Raw genomic sequence first — 20071 nt, 5'->3', positions numbered from 1 at the left:
CAAAGGCTTTACGGGCAGCGTACTAACAAACAATTTAAGAGGGATTCGTAACGCGTGGCATTTTTACTATGCGTTAACTTTAGTGATTAAGGTGGTTTGCGGTGGCGTCGGTGTTGCGTTACTCACCCCTTAATTCGGCGTTATGCGCTTGGGGTGTAAAAATGAGTTTAGAGAGATGAATAAGTACATTGTTTTTGGAAAATCCGGTGTTGTTGTACCAGTGGATGTAATGTCACAAACAGCATCCGATGAGATTGGCTCGTTTATGGAGCAAGGTTTCAAGATATTGAGCGATAGTTGTGAGGCTTCGAGTGCAGAGGAGGCGATAGCAACTTGGGAATCTCAATTGAAGAGTAAGAATAACTACGAATTTGTAAAAACCTCATCCACCAATGCTATATCGAGTGATCTAGATATTGTTGAAAACCACGGTGTCATTACATCAACTGTGGTTGCTGGTACGAACTTTTTGCGAGATATCCTCGCCGGAGTTCGAGATATTGTTGGTGGTCAATCTGGGACATATAACAATAAACTCGACCAAATTAAATCGGATGCACTTCTTGGGTTGAGAAAGCAGGCAGCAAGTAAAAAATGTAATGCTATCGTAGGTGTATCTATCGATGTAGATGAAGTTTCTGGCGGTGGAAAATCAATGTTTATGGTTACAGCTGTTGGAACTGCTGTGATCGTTGAAAAACGCGCATAACAAACTGTTCAAGAGGGATTTTTCATTTTGCTGTAAGTTATTGTTTTGTATTTGTTTTTATCTTAGCGTTGCCCCCTAGGGTAACATTGAGGGGAACTGCAGAAAATAACTCTTAATTGTGATTTAAATCACTATTTTGTGCTTGTTTTTGTTTCGGCTCTTCACCGAATAGCCTGTCAGAGCAAAATGTGCTCAAGAGGAGCAATTCAAGCTTGTGGAACTAACATCAGGCTTCGATATACTTTTTAAGATAGCGCCGAAGCTTTTTAAAGTGGTAGTTCAAACAAGTTATATGCTCCATTTCCTGCTGGCAACAAGTAAGATACCCTTACCAGTTGTTTCCAACTCAAAGCAACTCTTTAGTTGTTGCGTCCGAAGTAACTGTGACAAGCTCTGCCCCGAAATGTATATGGAATCCACTATTACAACACCAGAGGTTTTTTTGCCGTAGATTATGCAGCTTTATGTTGCAATTTTATGCAAAGGACTGTTGCAAAATGACTTTCAAGTCTTTGATTGCTTGCCTTTTTTATGCAAGTTGTTACAAACATCACATTAAAAAGCCTGCATTATTTGAAGGCTTTTTTCATATTTGCAATATTTCGTCTTGAAACGTTTTTTGGATGTCGGTTTATAACAGCTGCCTCAAACGATGTTCGGCTAAACCTAAAAATTTTCCCGCCTTTACATCCACGAAGCAAAACAATAGAAATATCAACGGTTTTTTCCTTCGTTCTCTACATTGTAGTAACCGAAGTATTGTTTAACGAACTTAATAAACGCTTTGGTTTTGGCGGACTGATAGATAAGTTGCGGGTAGACCAGGTACACCGCATTGTGTTGGTGGTCAGTCTCTGAGGCCAGTACTTGTTTCAAGTGGCCTTGTTCAACGTCTTGCTGAACAAAATAACTTGCTAATCTCGTTATGCCCTTGCCAGCTAAAGCAGACTCTTTTAATAATCCGTTTTCATTGCTTGAGAGCCAACCTTTCGCTTGAACTGTCCCCGTTTTTAAAGGCCATTCTCTTTGGTGTAAAGTGGTCAAGCATTGATGTTGTTTCAAATCGTCTAGAGTTTTAGGTGTACCGTTCTCAGCCAAATATTGCGGTGAGGCGACAAGCCAGTGATGGTAGTCCAATAGATGATAAGCAATCATGTTCTCAGGGGGCATTCTTGTGGCTCGAAACGCAAAATCAACGCTTGTTTCTGTCAGGTTAAAAGCTTGGTAACTTGATAGGATTTCGAAGTTCACGTTTGGATGCAAAGCTCGAAACTTTACACATAAATCGTGCAACACCGCTTCGGCAAACATCTTAGGGGCGGTCACGCGAATCAAACCGTCAACCTGCTCCGACTGTCGACTTAGGCGCTTTTCCATTTCCATTACGCGACGTTTTAGGTCTTCTGCTTGAGCAAAGATCGATTCACCTTCTGGCGTTAGCCTAACGCTGCGAGTGGTACGAACCATTAATGTGGTTGCAAGTTCAGATTCCAATCGTTTGATTTGCTCAGAGAGGTAACTTTTGGAAATACCAAGCTGCTCAGCCGACCTTGAAAAATTCAGTGTTTGAGCCACTTCGGCAAACAGCATTAACTTCTCTATTCTTTTGTAATCCGACATTTTGATTGTTCGTTATTTAAGATAATGAATTCTATTTTACGGTATTAAACTATTTATTACGAACGGTAATATGTCTTGCATTGAAATCTGCCGTGAGAAAAATAATGAACAATCAAACACTACCACTCACAAAAACCTTACCTAACGTTAGTCGATTAGTTTTTGGTTGCATGGGGTTAGGGGGAGAATGGAGTCGCAATCCATTAACGATGCAAGATGAACAACAGTCTCATGCCGCTGTGGAAGCCGCATTAGAGGTTGGTATCAATTTATTTGACCATGCGGATATTTATAAATTTGGTAAGGCAGAGCAAGTCTTTGGGCGCATATTGGCGAAAGAGCCAACGCTGCGCGATCGAATCTATCTGCAATCCAAGTGCGGTATTCGTCTTGGTGATGAGCAAGGTGTTAAGCAATATGATTTTTCTGCTCAATGGGTAAGGACTTCTGTCAATGGCATTCTTGAAAGACTTGGCGTTGAGCAGCTTGATGTATTAATGCTGCATCGCCCTGATCCTTTGGTTGAGTTTGAAGAACTTGGCACAGCACTTAGAGCACTTAAGGAATCGGGCAAAGTAAACCACTTTGGTGTGTCGAACATGAATGGTGCGCAAATTGAGCTGCTTCAACAAGCGACGGGGGAATCCATCGTTGCTAATCAATTGGAAATGAGTCTCGCCAAATCTGATTTCATTAAACAGGGCATTGGTCTTTCTTCGACGGCGTCAGATTATGTATCGGGTACGTTAGAGCAAGCGCGAAAACACGATATCCAACTGCAAGCATGGGGTAGCATGGCGCAAGGCCGCTTTTCTGAGCGTGGTTTGCACTCTGATGATCACAACACGAGACAAACGGCTGAGATGGTCATGTCACTGGCTGCGGAATATGGTGTGTCATCTGAGGCGATTGTCTTAGCATTTCTTACGCGTCACCCAAGTCAAATTCAACCAGTTATTGGTACAGCAAATGCACCGCGCATTCGAGCGTGTGCACAAGTGGAGAATGTCACATTATCGCGCAACCACTGGTATGGACTATTAGAGAAAAGTCTTGGTCATGAGATCCCGTAGGAGAGAAGAATGAAATACATACAAGTTCAGGCACTGATTCAGACCGCGCTTGAAATAGCAACTCAGCGCAAGCAAAACATTGCTGTCGCCGTCGTAGATACGCATGGTGAATTATTAGGTTTCGCGCGAATGGATGATGTGAGTGTACAAGCTGGATTATTGGCTCAGAATAAAGCTTATACTTCGTCTAGAGACCGTCAACCAAGTGGCAATCTAGGTGCTTGGGCTCGCGAAACAGGTAAGCAATTAAGTTACTGGACGGATCCTAAGATCACCGGTTTTATGGGTGGTGTTCCAATAGAGTTTGAGGGTAAGGTCATTGGAGCTATTGGCATAAGTGGCCTAGCCGAACAAGACGATGAACTGCTAGCGATGGAAGTGTTGAAAATACTATAAATGAATCCCACCAATGCTCTTCGCTAAGCTAAGTATTGGTGGGAACGGATCGCCAGTTACACACTTTACCTTGAACACCTCGTTATTACTTAACCAAAATACTTCTAACTCAAAAATACCCCATTCCGTGCAGGCAACTAGGAAGATATCCTTCTCGGTTGCTTTCCAGCGCATAAGAAATACTTAGTAATTGCGTCCTCGGCCGCTGTAACAAGCCTATGCCCCAAAGTGAGTTTGCGAGAAGTCTATTTAAACGCCGTGAACCAATTTTTCATTAGAAAATATAATGTTAAGAAGCTCGTTCATTATTTTGAAAAGTGTTGTCAGTAATAACCCTTCACAATCAAATTACGAAGGGCAAACAACCAAAACTTTAAGTTTGCACAGTGAGTACAATTTTTCCAACATGCTGTTTTTCTGTGAATTCCATCTGTGCTTGAACCATTTCCTCTAGCGGGAAGGTCTTAGCTATTAATGGTTTGATATTACCTTGTTCTATGTGATGGACTAGGTTAGTAAAAACACTCGGCTCAAGTACCGTACAACCATAGAAGCTTAAATCCTTAAGGTACAGTGTCCTTACATCTAGCTCTACCAAAGGCCCGCCTATTGCGCCAGATACAGCATAGCGACCTTTGGGGCGCAAGACCTCTAAAAATTGATGCCATTGGATGCCAGCGACTAGGTCGATAACCACGTCTACACTATTTTTTCCTAATGTGTCAGCGAGGTCATCGTCTCTATTAACCACTATATCAGCCCCAAGCTCTCTAACTAATTCGCGCTTATTCGAGCTGGTGATCGCAATTACTATCGCGCCACGAGCTTTAGCCAGCTGAATTGCTGCTGAGCCTACTCCTCCAGATGCGCCTGAAATCAAGACATGATCGCCTTCTTTGACTTTCGAACGAGTCAACATGTTTTCCGCGGTAGAATAAGAACACGGAAATGATGCGAGTTCTATATCATTTAACTCTGAATTTATTTTATAGGCGTGCTTTGAAGAAACGACAGCATACTCAGAAAAACCACCATCACATTCAGAGCCAAAATACCACGGAGGATTCTTATTCTCACCGTTTACATCGACAATACATGGTTCAACTAGAACACGTTCTCCGATGCGACCTAAATCAACGGATCGGCCAACTGCAACAATTTGACCACAAACATCTGCTCCTTGGATTCTAGGAAAGCTCAGTGCGTTACCACTCCAACTAGCATCTTCATTGTTTTGGTCGCCTTTTGAGTACCAGCCAATACGAGTATTGATATCCGTGTTATTGACTCCTGCCGCTGATACACGAATTAATACTTCAAAGTCTTTCGGTGTTGGGACTGGAATATCATCACGATATTCCAGCATATTAGAACCACCGTGACCATTAAGTAATATAGCTCTCATTGTTTTCGGTATTTTAGTCATACTTTGTTCTCTGATAGTAATGCCAAGATTGTGTGTTGTGCTGATTGAATCGCGTCATTTCCTATAATCGGCCACGCGCTCGATACTCCTTCATGAAGTAGATACAAGGGAATAGCTAAGTCTTCTCGTAAGCTTTGTACGCCTAAGAAGATCTTAACTTCCTGTTTGTGATTTGTGACCGTATTAGAGATAAGTTCATTCTCAGGGAATGCTGCAAGAGCATTCAGAGACATACAACCATTTGGCGCGTTCTCAGCCATCCATTTCCCAAGCATGGTGAATATATGTTGTATAGAGCCTAACCCTGCTTCTGGAGAGTGCTCTGACAAAAATTTTAGGTAACGTTGGTGGCGATGTTGCAAAGCTCCGACAATCATCTCTTCCTTAGATGGGTAGTGTTTGTACAAGGTTCTTAGGCTCACACCACAGGCAACTTTTAGTTGAGTTACACTCGGCTCTGCAAACCCATATTTGCTAAACGCTTGCTCTAAACTTGCAGCGATCTGGTCTTTTAACATAATGAAACCTATCAAGGTAGAATGTTTGCTTTACCCACTATGGTAGAAGGATCGTTCTACCCGTGTCAAGAAAGAGTTTCCAGGAGTGGGAATGTTGAGGAAAGTATCAATACTGAAATGTAATTTATGGATGGGGTTTAACGAGATACTTTTTGTTATCCGTACTTTTCTAATTTAGTAAGCTCTGTAACTCAGAAATGTCCGTGCGACCTGAAGTCGTATGAAGCGTTGTTCACCACGAAAAGCGTGAACCATCTGTACCACCAGATGACCCTAGGGTTCTGAATAAAGCAGCGAATCCGACAATGTAACGAAACTCGGTCATTAGCTCGAGTGGGAACCAAATCGTGAGAGGGTGTTCCTCCTGACAACCACAATTGGGTGAGTGCTAGGGAGTCAATATGATGAATGTAATGTGAATCCATTTAAGGCACGTTATATGATGAAGCAGCGGAAGTGGTTAATACGCTGTAGCCAAAAAGGCAATGAGAGTCGGAAAGAGGTTGGACATTACTCTTTCGTGGTCATTGTACTCTCCGTACCATAGTGGGCATCTAAGTTGACATTTTACGCGACATACGGAACAGGGTAAGCCTGTATATCTCCCTATGGGAAAGCAGCCTGTGAGGGTTGCCGATAGGTATGCAGGTAAAGGAGGTTAGAGAAAGCGAATGCCGCTTTGTAATGAAGTGGATACAGATTGATATCTGGCGTGAAAACGAGCTGACTTCTAACTGGTCTCCCGTTGTGAAAGAGTTTGAAGAACTTTATTAAAGAAGAAAAGCAAATGATGATTTCGAATGAAATTAGTGCGTCTTCTAACTACGAACTGTGGTTCCTCATCTATTGAGTGACCATTGGAGAAGTATTCAAAGCTTCAAGTGCGTATCGCAAAGGTAATTAAAGCGAAGTGTTATTGCGGTGATCAAATTGCTGGTCTCGCTCTACTTCTATGACGATTTAATTACTGGGTACTTAACGGTGCCTTTGTGGAGGCTTGAGCCGTATGCAGTGAAAGTTGCACGTACGGTTCTCAGGAGGGCGGCACTCGGCAACGAGTGCCACCTATCCGACATCTTCGTTTCAGTCTGTTAGACAAACTCTTGTTAGACAAACTCTAGTACTCAGTGTTTTTTATGAGTCAAAAGGTGAGCCTTAGCTCACCTCTGATTACAGATAAATGTCAGTCACTCCAAGATGGAAGCTTTCCCATTCGGCGAATAGCTTCTTCCTACCAGAAAGTTGCTTTCTCATAAAGGTATCAACATGTTGGATAAACTCATCACTCTTGACGCTGTAAGTAACAGATTTAGGGTAAGGGTAGCGCGTCCTTGCAGACTTCAATAAACCGTCAATCTGCTTGGGTTTCATGTCCTTTGTGCGTCTTATCCGTTTCATTTTCTCAGCCGGAGCGACGGCTTGATTAACCAAAATATCCTGTTTGATGGCATTAAGTAGATACGCGGCATTCTCAAGTTTGTTTTGCTGTGTCTGCAGTTTTGAGTAAGCTGAGTCATTGCGCTTAACCCACAGATTGTATGCCTTATGGATAACCTTTCTGCGGGTATCTAATACGTGCTGCTGAGTTTCTCTCTCCCACAGCGCTACACGCTTGCTCCGACGTTCAGTTTCACCAGTAATATCGTCGAATAAGTCTCGAAAAAATCCCATTTAGCATCCCCCAATAAAAGACAGGCATCGGAATGCCGATACCTGCCGTTTGCGGTTATACGATTACTCGAAGATCGCTTTAGCGGTAGATAGTGCGTCTGATGCTTCGTTCAGGTCATCATCTGAGAACTGCGTTTCAGCATCTTTGAACATCTGTTTAATATGCTCGTCAGCGGCTTCACGTAGAGCTTCAACAGCTAGATCGAAGGCTTTACGGGTGTCGTTCCAGTAGCCCTTGTTCCATGACTCAATACTATCAAGAGTGTCACTTTTCTTGATGGCCTTAATCACCGATTTAGCAAGAGACTTGCGCCAGTCAGAAAGAAGACGGAACGCAGCATAACCAATAAGGCCAGCAAGCATCAGACCCCATACAATAGGACCACCGGTTGCACTCACTAACCACGGAAGTGTAGTTACCGAACCAGTGACTCCAAGAGAAGTCAAAACGCCTGCAGCTTTACCTACAAGGATGTAAGCCCCCAGGTTTGATGAAATTGTTGCAACATACGCTCCCATAGCACCGAAGGCAGTTGCACTAGAAAGACCACCGATAAATGCAGAGTGGCCATCGAAAGCACTAACGTTCAGCTTAGATTTTTCGAACCCAGATAGATCACCACTCTCAACATCAACGTTATTCCCCGGCACCTTACTAGAGAACTCATTCACCAAGATCTCAACTTCCGCAGCAAAACGCTTACTGGCATTGTTGATGATGTTCTTACATTTGGTTTCAATGTGCTGGCCTAAAGCGTCAGAGATGCCTTTTTTAGCAGTATCTTTGTCTTCGAAACGGTCAGTAATGAACTGAGTCATGTAATCTTCATTCAGCAGTGAGTTACAAACATCATCGAGCTGAGTTGCAGTTTCCTTCTCGAAGTTGGTGATAGCAGCTCTTTGCTTTTTGAAGCTCTCTAGGACGCTAACAACATCTTGGCGAAATCGAGCATCTTGAGCTTTTACCTCTTCCATGCGCTCATCGTTGCTACGACGTTTGTCATCAAGGCCTAGTAACTCAATATCTATATGTGCAGCAATTTGCTTTTTCATTACCTTGAGACGATTGAGACGACGCTGAATAAGGGTATCTTGAACGTCCTGCAGAATTTGCTCGAACTGCTTAGTGAATGCAGTCATAAACTCTTCGTTGTCGTCCCAGAACGGCAGCATACGGTCGGCCCAATCTTCCTTGGTGATCTTACGAATGCCTTCACATTGATTGTTCCAATCTTCGTACAACAGGAAGCCCATAGACTTATGGAAAGCTATAGAAGCACGAGGTGCGGTCTTGGTCTTAAATTCTTCGATGCTCTTAACACCGAATGCATGAGTGGCCAAAATAGTGATGTGCTTCAGTGGGCTCTCTGGGTCCAGTGGCACATTACCTGGTGCACGTAGGATGTTTGAGAAAAATTCTGGTTCGTTGTCTCTTAGGAACTTCATGATAGATGAGGTAAACAGAATTGCATCCGCAAGCCCCATTGCTTCATAAGCTTTACGTACATCGACGCTATCAAGTACGGCACCTTGCTTTCGTGAGTAGTCTGGGTCGATTAGTTGTCCCGGAGTATCAAGTAGGTTCACCTTCTCAAGAATTGGTGTGTCGACGAATACAACAGCCAGATACGCATCTGGGTATACAATGTTGTCTTCCTCGTCACGAGCGCCGTATTCTTCCAAGATCTCATAAGAGCCTTTAGCCAATGCAAAGCGCTCAAAATCTCCATGAAGCATGTTTAGAGTGAAGGTGTCTTCACCATCCATATACTTGAATACAATTACATCTTCATTAGCGCTTAGAGCTTCCGGTTTTTTTTTTGAATGCATGTAAATGGTATTTGCAGCAGTGACCGGAGAAAAGCCTTCAGGTGCGATAGTGCTACCTAATAGCATGTTGATCAGATGAGACTTACCTGAGTCGCTTGGACCGAAGATACCCAGCGTAGGTAGAGTCGATTGAGAAGATAACTCGTTTTTGGCAGTTTCCATTTTTTCCACCAACGACGTAGGGCGGATATGCTCTGGTAGCGAATCTAACTGAGACATAGCTGAGTTCAATGATTTAATGAATGCATCAGTCTCTTTCTGCAGTTCAGTATCCAACATAATATTGTTCCTATTGATTAGAGTTTTTGGAGTAGTTAATAACTTCATGAAATCAGCCTGATTTGCTCCGACACCAGCAACGTAATCAAGCACAACTTCTATAGGGAATTCCAAAGGATTAGACTCAATTCTTGAGGCCATCTTTTGGCTGGTAACCTTTCTACAGCGCTCTGCGGCTGCTTCCTGACTCAAATTCCCTTTCTTTCTAGCATCAGAAAAAAATTGACTAAAAGATATTGGGTTAGACATAAAACCACCTTTCTTAGACGCGGAGTGACTGAGATAATCAACTTAAGATCAAAGATAGCACCAATATCATGCTGATACAATCCTTAATGGGGGGATTTTACTCACCGTGTGAGTAAGAAATCAATATTAATGGATTTTAAAAGGCCACGTGCTAAAAACAAGCATCGTTACTTTCCTTTCCACCAGCTAGAAATTTCCCAACTCTTATCGCGAAAGGTACTTGATCAAACGATGAATTTCCGCACTATGGGATACCAAAATTGGCATACGTCGACACAAGCCACTAATCTGCTAGCAAAATCGCTTGGAATAACGAACACCTTTTTCTACAAATTCACATGACTCAATACGTCGCTCTCCCTGTGTTGTTCTCACTTGAGCAAGCTGTATGTGGATGCGACAACATTTTCCACTTATCGGTAAGTCATAAACGGTTCGGGAAACATAAGTATTAACGGTACAAGCCTCTTGCGACTCAGGATCAACCACTTTAAATCGACGATCTCTTCGGCAATACACATCGATAATCTGTGTCGATTCATCCACTTTTACGGAGTGAATTTTCTGTCCTTGAATACTGAGAAGTTGGGAAAGGAATTGAGTCAAAGTACAAATCGTCCATAGTGATCAAAAAGAAGTTACTAATCAGTATGGTAGAGACGGTGAATATCTGACTTAGACTCAACAAAGCGGAGAAGAGCCGAAAAGTAAGCCGAATTGGTCACAAAAAAACTAACAATAAAGCCTATTTATGTAGGCATAATTTTTTAGTTACGCTAGCCCATGCTTGAACTAGGTTACTAAAAGTATACTAATTGCATTCAACCTATAGGTAACTAATATATACCGTGAGGCACCAGTGGCGTAGCGTTCACCTGTGCGCCGATCTATTTGCGGAGCAACTGACAATGAGTAACTTTCTTATCATCAATGCCTCATGGGCCATCGTCATTCTCAGAAAGAAAACTAAATGCGTCTTTGGTAGATAAAGTGGTGACGGCTTTAGAACAAGAATGTCATTCAGTTAGCGTAATGACCATGCAAGATCGATCTTTACGGCGAACTTAATTCAATTAATGTGCAGTGTTACTATGGTGTAATACTTAAACCAAAGCACTGTGGTTTCGTATCATTGAGCGAAACCGCAGCTATCTAGTTTCTGGATTGGCGAGGCTGTATGAAAGCAAAAGTTGAAGTTGACGTTAAAGGGCGTAAAAGCGTTGTTGATGCCTGTACGGAGCCTTGTGCGATAGAAAAAGGTATGCGGATCTTGGGGTCAAAATGGAAAGGCTCAATTATCTACCATTTGAAAGATGGGCCTGTGAGATTTAATGATCTTTCAAGAATGTTGGGCGGTGCAAGTAAGAAGATGGTAGACCAGCGCTTAAAAGAGCTAGAAAGTGAAAATATGGTGATACGCCGCGTGCTTAATGATAAGCCACTAGCAGTAAGTTACGAACTGACTGAGTTTGGCAAAAGTGCTCTAACAATTCTTGAAGAATTGAGAAAATGGTCTGAAAGCAACAATGTTCAGCTTAAATAGTTTGAGCAACAATCTCTTCTCGAACTGTGTGATAGGGCAACCATACGTGGTTGCCTTGATCATATTTTGGTCTGGGGACTCAGTAGTCTAGTGTCCCACGGATAGGGTAGTGGTTCTCTGGATTACGAATCCATGCTAGACCACGTATAAGTGCCTCTAACTCTGGTCTTACAAATGGGTTGTTTGATAGGTCAACCACGTGCAAATTACCGTGTTCATTGACGACAAATAGTCCTGGCTCCGCAAAGTTATGGTCGGTTTCGGCTTCAGAGCGTGGAAGAGAAATATAAAGCCCCAGCGTCTTCATTTGTTGCTCAGTAAGACCATAGGCGATTGGAAAACTGATATCGAGCTTTTCCAGGTGTTGCTCTAACTGTTGTTTCGAATCCCCAGAGACAGCCAGAATATCCACGCCTGCATCACTAAAGGCCCGTTTATAAGTCTCGATTTCATTGAGATATTTGGTGCAAAGTGGGCAATGCTGACCACGATAGACAAACACCGCTTGCCATGTTGCATCGCCTTGAGGTTGGCCTAGCCTGACTTTGGTCCCATCCAGTGTTGTTACCTCTAATGTAGGGAAAGTGTCACCCGCTTTGAGTTTTTGTGAGTTTGCCATCTCAGCTCCTTGGATTGATCTCACGACTGAGTCGTTAAAAAGTAAGACAGGATGAGGCGAGTTGCAATTAGTATACTTTTAGTAACCTAGTTAAGAAACTCAGCACCTGATAAGTTACAACTGGTAACGACCGTTCCGCTGCTTTGAATTTGCTGTCGGGCTTGCAATCACACTGCCCATTCAATTTTTCGGGAACAGTAGTACGAGAAAGAATGCATTCTAAGAAAAAAGTGAAATGAACTATTCTGCATCTGCTTTAGCTATCAGCTCAGACAAGATCTGTTTATAATCTTCAACGGGATGCGCACCAGAAATGCTAGATTCACGGTTAAAAATCACCGTTGGTACGCTCGAGACGCCCATTGTCTGCCATTGCTTTTCAGTGGTACGTATCGCACAGCGTCGTTGCTCATCATCTAACCAACGCATGCCTTCTTCAGCATCAAGACCCACAGAGATAAGTTCTTGCTTTAGAACCTCACGGTCAGAGATGTCTTTCTGTTCACTGAAAAAAGCCGCAAACAGACGTATCTTTAGTTCACTTTGCTTGCCAAAGCTTTTGGCGTAATCAAGTAGAATGTGTGCGTCAAACGTGTTCAACATCTTCATGTCATCAAAGTAGTTAAACTCGAAGCCATGTTCAGCGCCGATGCCAGCGATACGAATACGCGCATTCTTACTTTCTTCTGCTGTGCTGCCATATTTGCGTGCAACGTGTTCACGAAGATTTTCTCCTCCAGCAGGCATATCAGGATTCAATTCAAACGGCTGCCACTCGATCTCGATGCGATCCTCAATTCCAAGCTCGTAAATCGCAGCTTTTAAATGGTTGTAGCCAATGATGCACCATGGGCAGACGACATCACTAATGATGTCGATTTTAACTGTGTTGTTCATAATGGCTCCTTACGCAAAGCACTGTAACCACGTGGTCAAACAGTGCTTTGACTGGCTTTTGATTACTACTTGTTCAGGTTAACGCTCGCTAGGGTGCGTCCACGCAAACTTTTGGAACGGCGCATCTGGTTCAGTGTGTGCCAATGCGTTGGTGAAGTTTGAAATAAGCTTTGCAGACAACCCAGTCAGAACTTCCAGAGCTTGGCGTTTGGTAAAGCCAGCGCCCAGAAATGCTTGCAGCTTTTCATCACCGATATGACCACGGTTATCAAGCAGCGCTTTGGTAAAGTCGTGCAGTGCTTGCAGCTTTGCATCAGGAATAGCAGTGCCTTCACGCAACGCTTCAATCACTTCATCTGGCATTTTGCCCGCTTTCATCATCCAGGTATGGCCTGGAACGCAGTAGTGGCAGTTATTTTCAAAGTTCGCTGTCATAAAGACGACTTGCTGCTCTAGTGGGCTAAACGTCGTGTTTTTCATAAATAGGTCGAAGACGGTGTTGTATGCTTCGTAGGTAGCCGGTGCTTCAGCGAGAACGGCGTGCAGGTTTGGCAGCATACCGAAGCCTTTTAAAGACTGTTCTACCAGAGCTTTAGACTCTTCCGGGGCCGTTTCTGCATTGTAGTAAGTAAATTCAGTGCTCATAACAATCTCCTTAGAAGTTGGCGTCTAGGTGGGCTTCAAAGCGAGCAAAGTCGCTCTCAATGTCCGCGTTTTTCATGACGTCATAGCAAGCAAAAGTAGGCAATGCAGACATACCAAAGAAACGGAAGTTAGCATGCATGTGGAACATCAAGTCATCAACACTACGACCTTGGAATAGGTACTCACTATCGTCATTAAAGGACTCTGCAGGTGCGTTGAATGTAAACGAGAGCATGTATTTAGTTTGAGTGCGGGTGCCGCCAGTACCGTAATTTTTCTTGGGTTCCTCTGGTGTTCTGCCATCAAATGCACACAGGGCACCGCCCATACCAGCGGTAAATACATCATCCATGTATTTCTTGAAAGACCATGGGATCGTCATCCAGTTAACAGGCGACTGAAGAATGACTCGGTCCGCCCACTCAAAATGTGCCAATTGTTCATCAACTACGATGTTATCTTGCATCGCCACCACTCGAACTTCGTGACCCTTTGACTCTAACTGGGCGCGAGCTTTCTCGACCAAAGCCGCATTCAGCTTGCCTTCAGAAAATGGAGATGGCTCGTGCGCGTTAATGATTAGAACGTTACTCATGATAATTAACCCTTCAATGATTAGACTGTTTTACAGAGCGACGAATGATTTCGTTCTCTTGCGGTTTATTATGGTTACCTACATTTCTAGTTCAATTAGTTAACTTTTGGTAACCACCGGAAATGCTAATTAAATAATATTTAAGTGGTTGTTTTATAGGGATTATATTTTTAGTTTGCATCGGATAAATGGGCTGGTAGATTGATTAATTAAGGTTACCAAAGTATGCCAATTAAAATTATATGGAAGGCAAGCTTCCGCATTCATAGGCCTCACTCCTAAACAGCACTGGTAGGAAAGTTGTCATGATGGGAATAGACAAATATGGTGGTGCAAAAGATTTACGCTTACTATTATACCTTTGCGCTATGGCTTACATCAGTCGGCTGTCAGAGGTGCCAGTTACGAAAAAAGATGTGTGGTTGCTCAAAGTGTTGAAAAGACTAGGCCTTAAAAAGGCCTGAATAGCACTAGCGGACCAAACCCTCAGAACTGCATGGGCGATGCTCCGTCATCAAAACAAAATATGCGCCAGTACTGATCGCAAACTAATTAACTGCAACAATTTTATACAATGATGATGCATAAAAGGGGCAAGACCAGCCTGCTGAGAACCTGGCCCTGTGGAAAATGCTTCTTTAAGAAAGCTGTTATCCTGAGAAGGAAAGTAGGTGCGCAACCATCATAGGTTAGAGGGTTACTCCCTCAATGAGAGACCGAATATATGCCCGCATCTTAACTCTTAGAATTTTTCCTTGTGTCAAACGTGAATTCCATATACGACACAGGGGGCTAGGCCGATTTGCTGTGGTTATAGTTTTTATCCAACATCATAGTTCAATTCTACTTGTGCTGATCCCTTCTAGTGTCTTTTGTGTTTTTAAGCTGTTCTAAAAAGTGTAAGTGTGGAAGTGCGCTCAGTCCTTGTGCTGTAAGGCTTCAGGTGCGACAGGAAAAATATTATTTCATATAGAAAAAAGAGAAAAAGTTGTCGCACCCAAAAGAGGAGTGAATAGAAGTGTTAACTGTAAAGCAGTTAACTTTTCCTATTCTGTTTGTTCTCTTTGTCTTGAGTAACTAATCATAAATAGTTCATATTTATTTTTAATGAGTTTAGGAAATGGCTTTTATCCATTTTTAAGCACTAATTTGCCTTTAAGCCTTGTAATGTAATGACTGAGGGGCTTTGATGCGTAAATCGATGGAACTAAACCAACAGCTTACGACCTGATCGGCTACATTCATTCAAGTCTGTAGTTTCATGCCAAAACCACGTTACAAAATAAGCAACTGGAAACAATACAACCAATCTCTGATCAACCGTGACCTTCTGACGTTGTGGATTGACGAAGAAGCGATAAGTTCGAGGAAGCAAGAGAAACAGAACAAGTCAGTGATTTAGCCATCGCAACCGCTTTCATGGTAAAGCGTATTTTTTTCAATGCCACTTCACGCTTCACAAGGATTTATTGATTCCGTTTTTCGACTTGCTCTGGTTCCACTGTGTTCCCCATACTACAGCTGTATCAGCCGCCGAGCCAAAGAGGTTGATGTGAGTTTTAAAACGAAAACCAAAGGACCGCAGCACCTCGCTATCGATGCTAAAGGTCTCAAGGTTTATGGTGAGGGCGAGTAGGAGGTCAAAAAACATGGCACCGATGGCAAACGCAGAGTGTGGCGCAAGTTACATATTGTAGTGGATACAAGTAGTCACGAAATTATTGCCGCCGAACTGAGTTTGTCAACGGTCACTGATGCAGAAGTATTGCCACGCGGCAATCCGTATTAAGCGAGTCGTTGCTCTTATCCCTCCAAGAGAGGAAGCGGCATTCTGGGAACGAGGCCATCCAAGAAACTTAGCGGTTGGCTGTCAAAAGTTATACGGTTCGAACAAGCATTGGAAAGAGCGATGGCTATCACAAACGCTCGCTCTCTGAAACAGCGATGTATCGTGTGAAGCAGTTACTTGGGGGACGATTAAGCCTACGAAACTACAACGCAAAAGTTGGTGAAACCTACTCAATGGTCAAAGTGTTGAATAAGCTTACTGGGCTTGGTATGCCTAAAACTTGTCGTGTTGGTTGATGCTCACCTGAAATAGGACGATTCAGCTTCAAAAGTGAATTACGCAACATAGCTCATTTCTTTACGTGAATAAAAACAAAAGAAAAAACACAGATAATGGCAAGCAAACATGCAAAGCATTTTGCACTTAATATAAAAAACTAATGCGAGATATAAATATATTAAAAGCTTTGAGGAAAATAATATTACCCACATGGTTTTCACTAAATATAAAAAATCAAATAGTATTATAACCTTGTTGTAATGCGAACTTTGTTCGTGCTAAATTATAAAAATAAAGATAATTATAAATATACAAAGGCTTAATATGTACATTCCATTAAAAAATAATGATGATACTATCGTTACTATTATAGTGACAGATAATGCAAATCAAGATGCTGTAGACAGCATTATAAAAAACACAAATCACAAGCTGGTCAGTACAAGCTCAGAGTGCTTATCATCAACAGTAGCTACGATGAAATCAGCCAAGTTAAAGGTTGCTTTAGTTGCTTTTGATTTTTCAATGATGAATGTGCAAAGTGTTGTTGAAACATGTATGTATAATAAAGTTGAGATCAAAGATGTAAACAGCAACAGGATTATAAAAAGAAAAGAAGATGGTATTTTATCTGATGTTCATCTTCTTGCAGATTTCTACGATGAATTCTCAACTGACAAAAACCTTAGCATTCTTGCTAATGCTGTTCGTTCTCTAGTTCCTGTTCATGCTTCAGTTGATGAAGCAATATCTATGCTTTCTTCCATTGCTGATGTTCCATTACAAATCGCAGAAAAAAAACTTAATGCATCAATTTCTACGATTCGCAATGTGGTTAACTCAACAACAAATCTTAACTACTCAACCAAGCTTTCTTCAAAAGAAGAGATGTACGTGAAGGTGTTCAATCGTGCGAATGAACGCGTTGATACTATCGAGTTAATCAAAGCCCAGACTGGTGCTAACAAAACCACTTACGCACAAAAGCTGTGTCGGCTCGCGTACAACAAACAAGTGAAGAGCTGTTCTATAACAACACTAAGAAGTGTTGCTGAACAGTACGCACCTAAAAAAGCTAAGACAGTTGTCGCTCACAGCGAAAAGAGCATCTCTGCATTCGAACAAGCTGATCACTTTAGCTGCACTATGCACTCTCTTCTAAAAGACCATGTTTTCGAATTCGTTAAAAATTGCGGCTACTTCATCTTTGACGAGTGTGAGAAAAACATTCAAGCGCTATTTGAAGAAAGTAATAGTGCTGAAGTTGAGTTTTTGAACCAGAAGCAAAAAGAAACTATTCGTACGCGCTTAACTGAACTTTTCGAAAAGAAGCAAGCCAGAGTCGTTGCGATGGACGCAGATGCTAGCGATGCCATTTCGCTTCGTTTTCTCAGATCATTTGGTAAAAAGGTCAACGCTTACGATTTAAACTACAGTGAGCCGACTCCTCCTTCGCATGCAAAAACAAGCAAAGGTTCTGAATCTGCATTACAACTTGTAGAACTGGCAAGACCGTTCATTAAGTCAGCAGGCACTTGTCAGCAAAATCCATATTCATCAATCACAACACAAATCGATGACATCGACATGATGGAAGCACATCTAATTGAGAAAAAGCTAATTGATGATAACGAAAACATGTTTATTGCTTCAGATAATAAAAGGGAAGCCATCAACATGTTGAAAGATTCTGGGTACGTAAAGAAATCTGGTTTCGTTGATGAAAAGGCGGCGCTAAAAGCGAGAATTCTTTTAGTTCATGCTGACAACAAGGGGCAGCCTGAGCAGAAGGCATTTCTTAAAAATCCAAGCGCTGAAATTGTGAAATACAAAACAGTGATCGTAACCCCGTGTGTTCGCGAAGGATTCAACATAACTGCTAACTACTGCAACACTGTTATCGTTCTATGTCATGGGATCTTGCTTCCGATGCCCCTGGTACAAATAAGCAGAAGACTACGCACAGCAACCAACATCATTTTTGCTCTTGATACAGGCAGAAAACCGTCGTTCGGATTTTCGAATTATTTAGAAGATGCAGTAACACTTGAAGAAAGGCTAGAGTCTGAGTTTGCGAAAAGAAGAGATGTATTGCTAAGTGATTTAGCTTTATCTCTTACGCTAACTCTAGAAAACCTCGGCTTTAATCATCAAGCTCCAACTCGTTACAGCGAAGATGAAAAAGCACTGATTAAGAAAGAGCAGAACTCTGTTAAAAAAGCTAACAAGAAGTTCATGCAAGAAGCAATTGCTAGTGCTGAATGTATTGATAGTGAAGCAACTAAGAGATTAGAGCAAAGCACATGTAAATCTGAAGAAACTACTATGTCAGTAGAAAAGAAAAAGGTTGCTGACAAGCTAGCTATTGATGTCAAAGATGTAGATGTCAAAGCAGTTAAGTTCGCTGAGAAATTCAAAAAAGACCATGCAGTTAAAGTTGCTGAAATCATTGCTGACAAGGTTACTGTCAAAGCGAAGCATGATGTTAAACAAACTGTAAAGCAAAAGAATATCGCAGAAGCAATGCAAATCTTTATAGATGCATTGAAGGGCAATATCATTGATGTTGAAGGTAATGAAATCGAACTAGATTTAACGACAGAGTTTGTAATCGCTGATGCAGTTGAAGTGTACAGCTATCTTCATGCTAACAAAGCTAAGTTCAATAAAGCATTTTCTCAGAAAGACAAGATGCGAATCACTGAATCAAAAGTAAAAGCTAATGATAAAGCCACTGCTGAAAAGCGCTTGAGAGCTTTGCTTAAAGCGCTCGGTATAGACAGCCCTCGCTTTGGAAGTACTAACAATAAGCGTTACAAGCACTGTTTACATCCACTTGCAGTACCTTCTCTGAAAGCGCTGGGTTTGCTTGAGAAAGAACAGTCAAGCGAGTTCAAAAGTCTTGAGCAATACGAAGAAGTACTAGTAGATCTATATAAATAAAATAATAATAAAAATAGGAATTAATAAAATGAGAAAAGTAAACGAACTAATGAAAACTCCCCTGTTGACGGGGGAGGACGTATCAAAAATAATGATCGATGAGGGCATGGTTTATCGTGACAGAGCATCTACAACAATGCTCAGCAAGTTGCTCTATTGTACTCCGCGCAACGCGCAGAAAATAATTAAATATGGTTTTAAAGACAGCGGAACTCAAGCTTTATTCTATCTGCAAATGAAAATAGCATGTTCGGATAAATAATTCTCAAAATAACCTTACAATGTCTTGGTTTTACTATATAATCATAGACAAGCAATTAAGTTTTCTTGTTTATAGTTATCTTATCAACCCCAGTAACAACTGGGGTCTTTTTCTGCCCTGACCTTCTCACTACTCGTCGGGGCATTTTTTATCTTAAATAAATTGTCTATTTTAGTTGCATGAGTTTAAATTAATTAAAAAATGATAATTGACATCAAATCGCCATTTCCCCCTTTTTATCTTCTTAGTGCATTATTTTAAGTGAAATAAAAAACAATCATTAAAAATGCGATATATTATAATTTTCTATTTGAAATTATAATATAATCATATAGTGAGGGAGAATGCTTAAACACCAAAAATTAATAATGAAAATGGGAAATAAAAATGAAAAATTTCAAAGAAACAGAAATCAAAGTTGAAAGCGAAAAAGAACTACTTCTATCTCTTATGTCTAAAGCTGTTGCTGCTAAAAGAGAAAAGCTTCTGCCAAGCGAGTGGGATGTCGATTTCATGGAAGAAGAAAGCGGTTCCGTCAGAAAATTCTTCGAACAGTTAGTGTTTGGTGACGAAGATGTATGTGAGCTAGTTCTAAACGAGTTCATCGATATTCACGAGTTGGACGAGAAGTTTGAACTAACTGATTGCAGCTTCATCGACAAAGCAAGAGACATGCAGCATGATTTGATTAATGAACTGGTCGAGTGCTACTGTTCATAACCCTCCAA

The 20071-nt window shown here is 41.7% G+C and carries 18 protein-coding genes and 1 pseudogene; 8 read left to right on the top strand and 11 right to left on the bottom strand.

Annotated features, from left to right (window positions below):
* Window positions 1-175: 175 nt before the first annotated feature.
* On the top strand, window positions 176-709 hold the full coding sequence (locus RXX31_RS20135; RefSeq protein ID WP_317591485.1) for a YbjQ family protein: 534 nt from the start codon (window positions 176-178) through the stop codon (window positions 707-709).
* 714 nt (window positions 710-1423) lie between these two features.
* On the opposite strand, the gene RXX31_RS20130 is transcribed toward RXX31_RS20135, so the two are convergent.
* Complete coding sequence (locus RXX31_RS20130) at window positions 1424-2329, bottom strand: LysR family transcriptional regulator (RefSeq protein ID WP_317591484.1); 906 nt, start codon at window positions 2327-2329, stop codon at window positions 1424-1426.
* Window positions 2330-2433: 104 nt separating this feature from the next.
* On the opposite strand from RXX31_RS20130, the gene RXX31_RS20125 reads away from it, so the two are divergent.
* Window positions 2434-3402 carry an aldo/keto reductase family oxidoreductase gene (locus tag RXX31_RS20125; RefSeq protein WP_317591483.1) on the top strand — a complete coding sequence of 323 codons (969 nt, stop codon included), beginning with the start codon at window positions 2434-2436 and terminating at the stop codon, window positions 3400-3402.
* 9 nt (window positions 3403-3411) lie between these two features.
* Window positions 3412-3798 (top strand): GlcG/HbpS family heme-binding protein, encoded by a 387-nt coding sequence (locus RXX31_RS20120; protein ID WP_264911106.1) that lies wholly within the window; start codon window positions 3412-3414, stop codon window positions 3796-3798.
* Here RXX31_RS20120 and RXX31_RS20115 read toward each other — a convergent pair.
* The 6 genes from RXX31_RS20115 to RXX31_RS20090 form a co-directional block, all read right to left on the bottom strand.
* Window positions 3793-3972 carry a hypothetical protein gene (locus RXX31_RS20115; RefSeq protein WP_317591482.1) on the bottom strand — a complete coding sequence of 60 codons (180 nt, stop codon included), beginning with the start codon at window positions 3970-3972 and terminating at the stop codon, window positions 3793-3795. The two genes, RXX31_RS20120 and RXX31_RS20115, sit on opposite strands and share 6 nt — an antisense overlap.
* Window positions 3973-4171: 199 nt before the next feature.
* On the bottom strand, window positions 4172-5224 hold the full coding sequence (locus RXX31_RS20110) for an alcohol dehydrogenase family protein (protein WP_317591481.1): 1053 nt from the start codon (window positions 5222-5224) through the stop codon (window positions 4172-4174).
* Window positions 5221-5742, bottom strand: coding sequence for a TetR/AcrR family transcriptional regulator (locus RXX31_RS20105; RefSeq protein ID WP_317591480.1), 522 nt, complete (start codon window positions 5740-5742; stop codon window positions 5221-5223). Before RXX31_RS20105 ends, RXX31_RS20110 begins: the two co-directional genes overlap by 4 nt.
* A 1170-nt stretch (window positions 5743-6912) precedes the next feature.
* Window positions 6913-7413 carry a hypothetical protein gene (locus tag RXX31_RS20100; RefSeq protein ID WP_264911129.1) on the bottom strand — a complete coding sequence of 167 codons (501 nt, stop codon included), beginning with the start codon at window positions 7411-7413 and terminating at the stop codon, window positions 6913-6915.
* 63 nt (window positions 7414-7476) lie between these two features.
* Entirely contained in the window at window positions 7477-9771 is a 2295-nt protein-coding gene (locus tag RXX31_RS20095) for a dynamin family protein (RefSeq protein ID WP_317591479.1), read from the bottom strand.
* A gap of 291 nt (window positions 9772-10062) precedes the next feature.
* On the bottom strand, window positions 10063-10377 hold the full coding sequence (locus tag RXX31_RS20090; RefSeq protein WP_317591478.1) for a hypothetical protein: 315 nt from the start codon (window positions 10375-10377) through the stop codon (window positions 10063-10065).
* Window positions 10378-10948: 571 nt separating this feature from the next.
* On the opposite strand from RXX31_RS20090, the gene RXX31_RS20080 reads away from it, so the two are divergent.
* Entirely contained in the window at window positions 10949-11314 is a 366-nt protein-coding gene (locus RXX31_RS20080; RefSeq protein WP_014234397.1) for a winged helix-turn-helix transcriptional regulator, read from the top strand.
* Between the two features lie 79 nt (window positions 11315-11393).
* On the opposite strand, the gene RXX31_RS20075 is transcribed toward RXX31_RS20080, so the two are convergent.
* The 4 genes from RXX31_RS20075 to RXX31_RS20060 all read right to left on the bottom strand — a co-directional run bounded on the left by RXX31_RS20075 (window position 11394) and on the right by RXX31_RS20060 (window position 14070).
* Entirely contained in the window at window positions 11394-11933 is a 540-nt protein-coding gene (locus tag RXX31_RS20075) for a redoxin domain-containing protein (protein WP_317591477.1), read from the bottom strand.
* A gap of 240 nt (window positions 11934-12173) precedes the next feature.
* Window positions 12174-12830, bottom strand: a complete 657-nt coding sequence (locus RXX31_RS20070) for a DsbA family oxidoreductase (protein WP_317591476.1) — start codon at window positions 12828-12830, stop codon at window positions 12174-12176.
* A 78-nt stretch (window positions 12831-12908) separates the two neighbouring features.
* Window positions 12909-13475 carry a carboxymuconolactone decarboxylase family protein gene (locus tag RXX31_RS20065; protein WP_264905739.1) on the bottom strand — a complete coding sequence of 189 codons (567 nt, stop codon included), beginning with the start codon at window positions 13473-13475 and terminating at the stop codon, window positions 12909-12911.
* Between the two features lie 10 nt (window positions 13476-13485).
* A complete protein-coding gene (locus RXX31_RS20060; RefSeq protein WP_264905741.1) occupies window positions 13486-14070 on the bottom strand; it encodes an NAD(P)H-dependent oxidoreductase in 585 nt (194 codons plus the stop codon).
* Between the two features lie 1261 nt (window positions 14071-15331).
* Here RXX31_RS20060 and RXX31_RS20055 point away from each other — a divergent pair.
* The 4 genes and pseudogenes from RXX31_RS20055 (at window position 15332) to RXX31_RS20040 (ending at window position 20063) form a co-directional block, all read left to right on the top strand.
* Window positions 15332-16155: pseudogene (locus RXX31_RS20055) on the top strand (IS5 family transposase).
* A gap of 307 nt (window positions 16156-16462) precedes the next feature.
* The gene (locus RXX31_RS20050; RefSeq protein ID WP_317591475.1) at window positions 16463-19081 is read left to right on the top strand and encodes a hypothetical protein; all 2619 of its coding nucleotides are present in this window, start codon (window positions 16463-16465) and stop codon (window positions 19079-19081) included.
* A gap of 28 nt (window positions 19082-19109) precedes the next feature.
* Window positions 19110-19343, top strand: a complete 234-nt coding sequence (locus RXX31_RS20045) for a hypothetical protein (RefSeq protein ID WP_317591474.1) — start codon at window positions 19110-19112, stop codon at window positions 19341-19343.
* 387 nt (window positions 19344-19730) lie between these two features.
* Complete coding sequence (locus RXX31_RS20040) at window positions 19731-20063, top strand: hypothetical protein (RefSeq protein ID WP_317591473.1); 333 nt, start codon at window positions 19731-19733, stop codon at window positions 20061-20063.
* The last annotated feature ends 8 nt before the right edge of the window (window positions 20064-20071 follow it).

The sequence above is a fragment of the Vibrio sp. EA2 genome (assembly GCF_033042495.1).
GTDB lineage: Bacteria > Pseudomonadota > Gammaproteobacteria > Enterobacterales > Vibrionaceae > Vibrio.
Note: the sequence above shows the minus strand (reverse complement) of the source record. Positions and strands in the feature narration are given on the sequence as shown.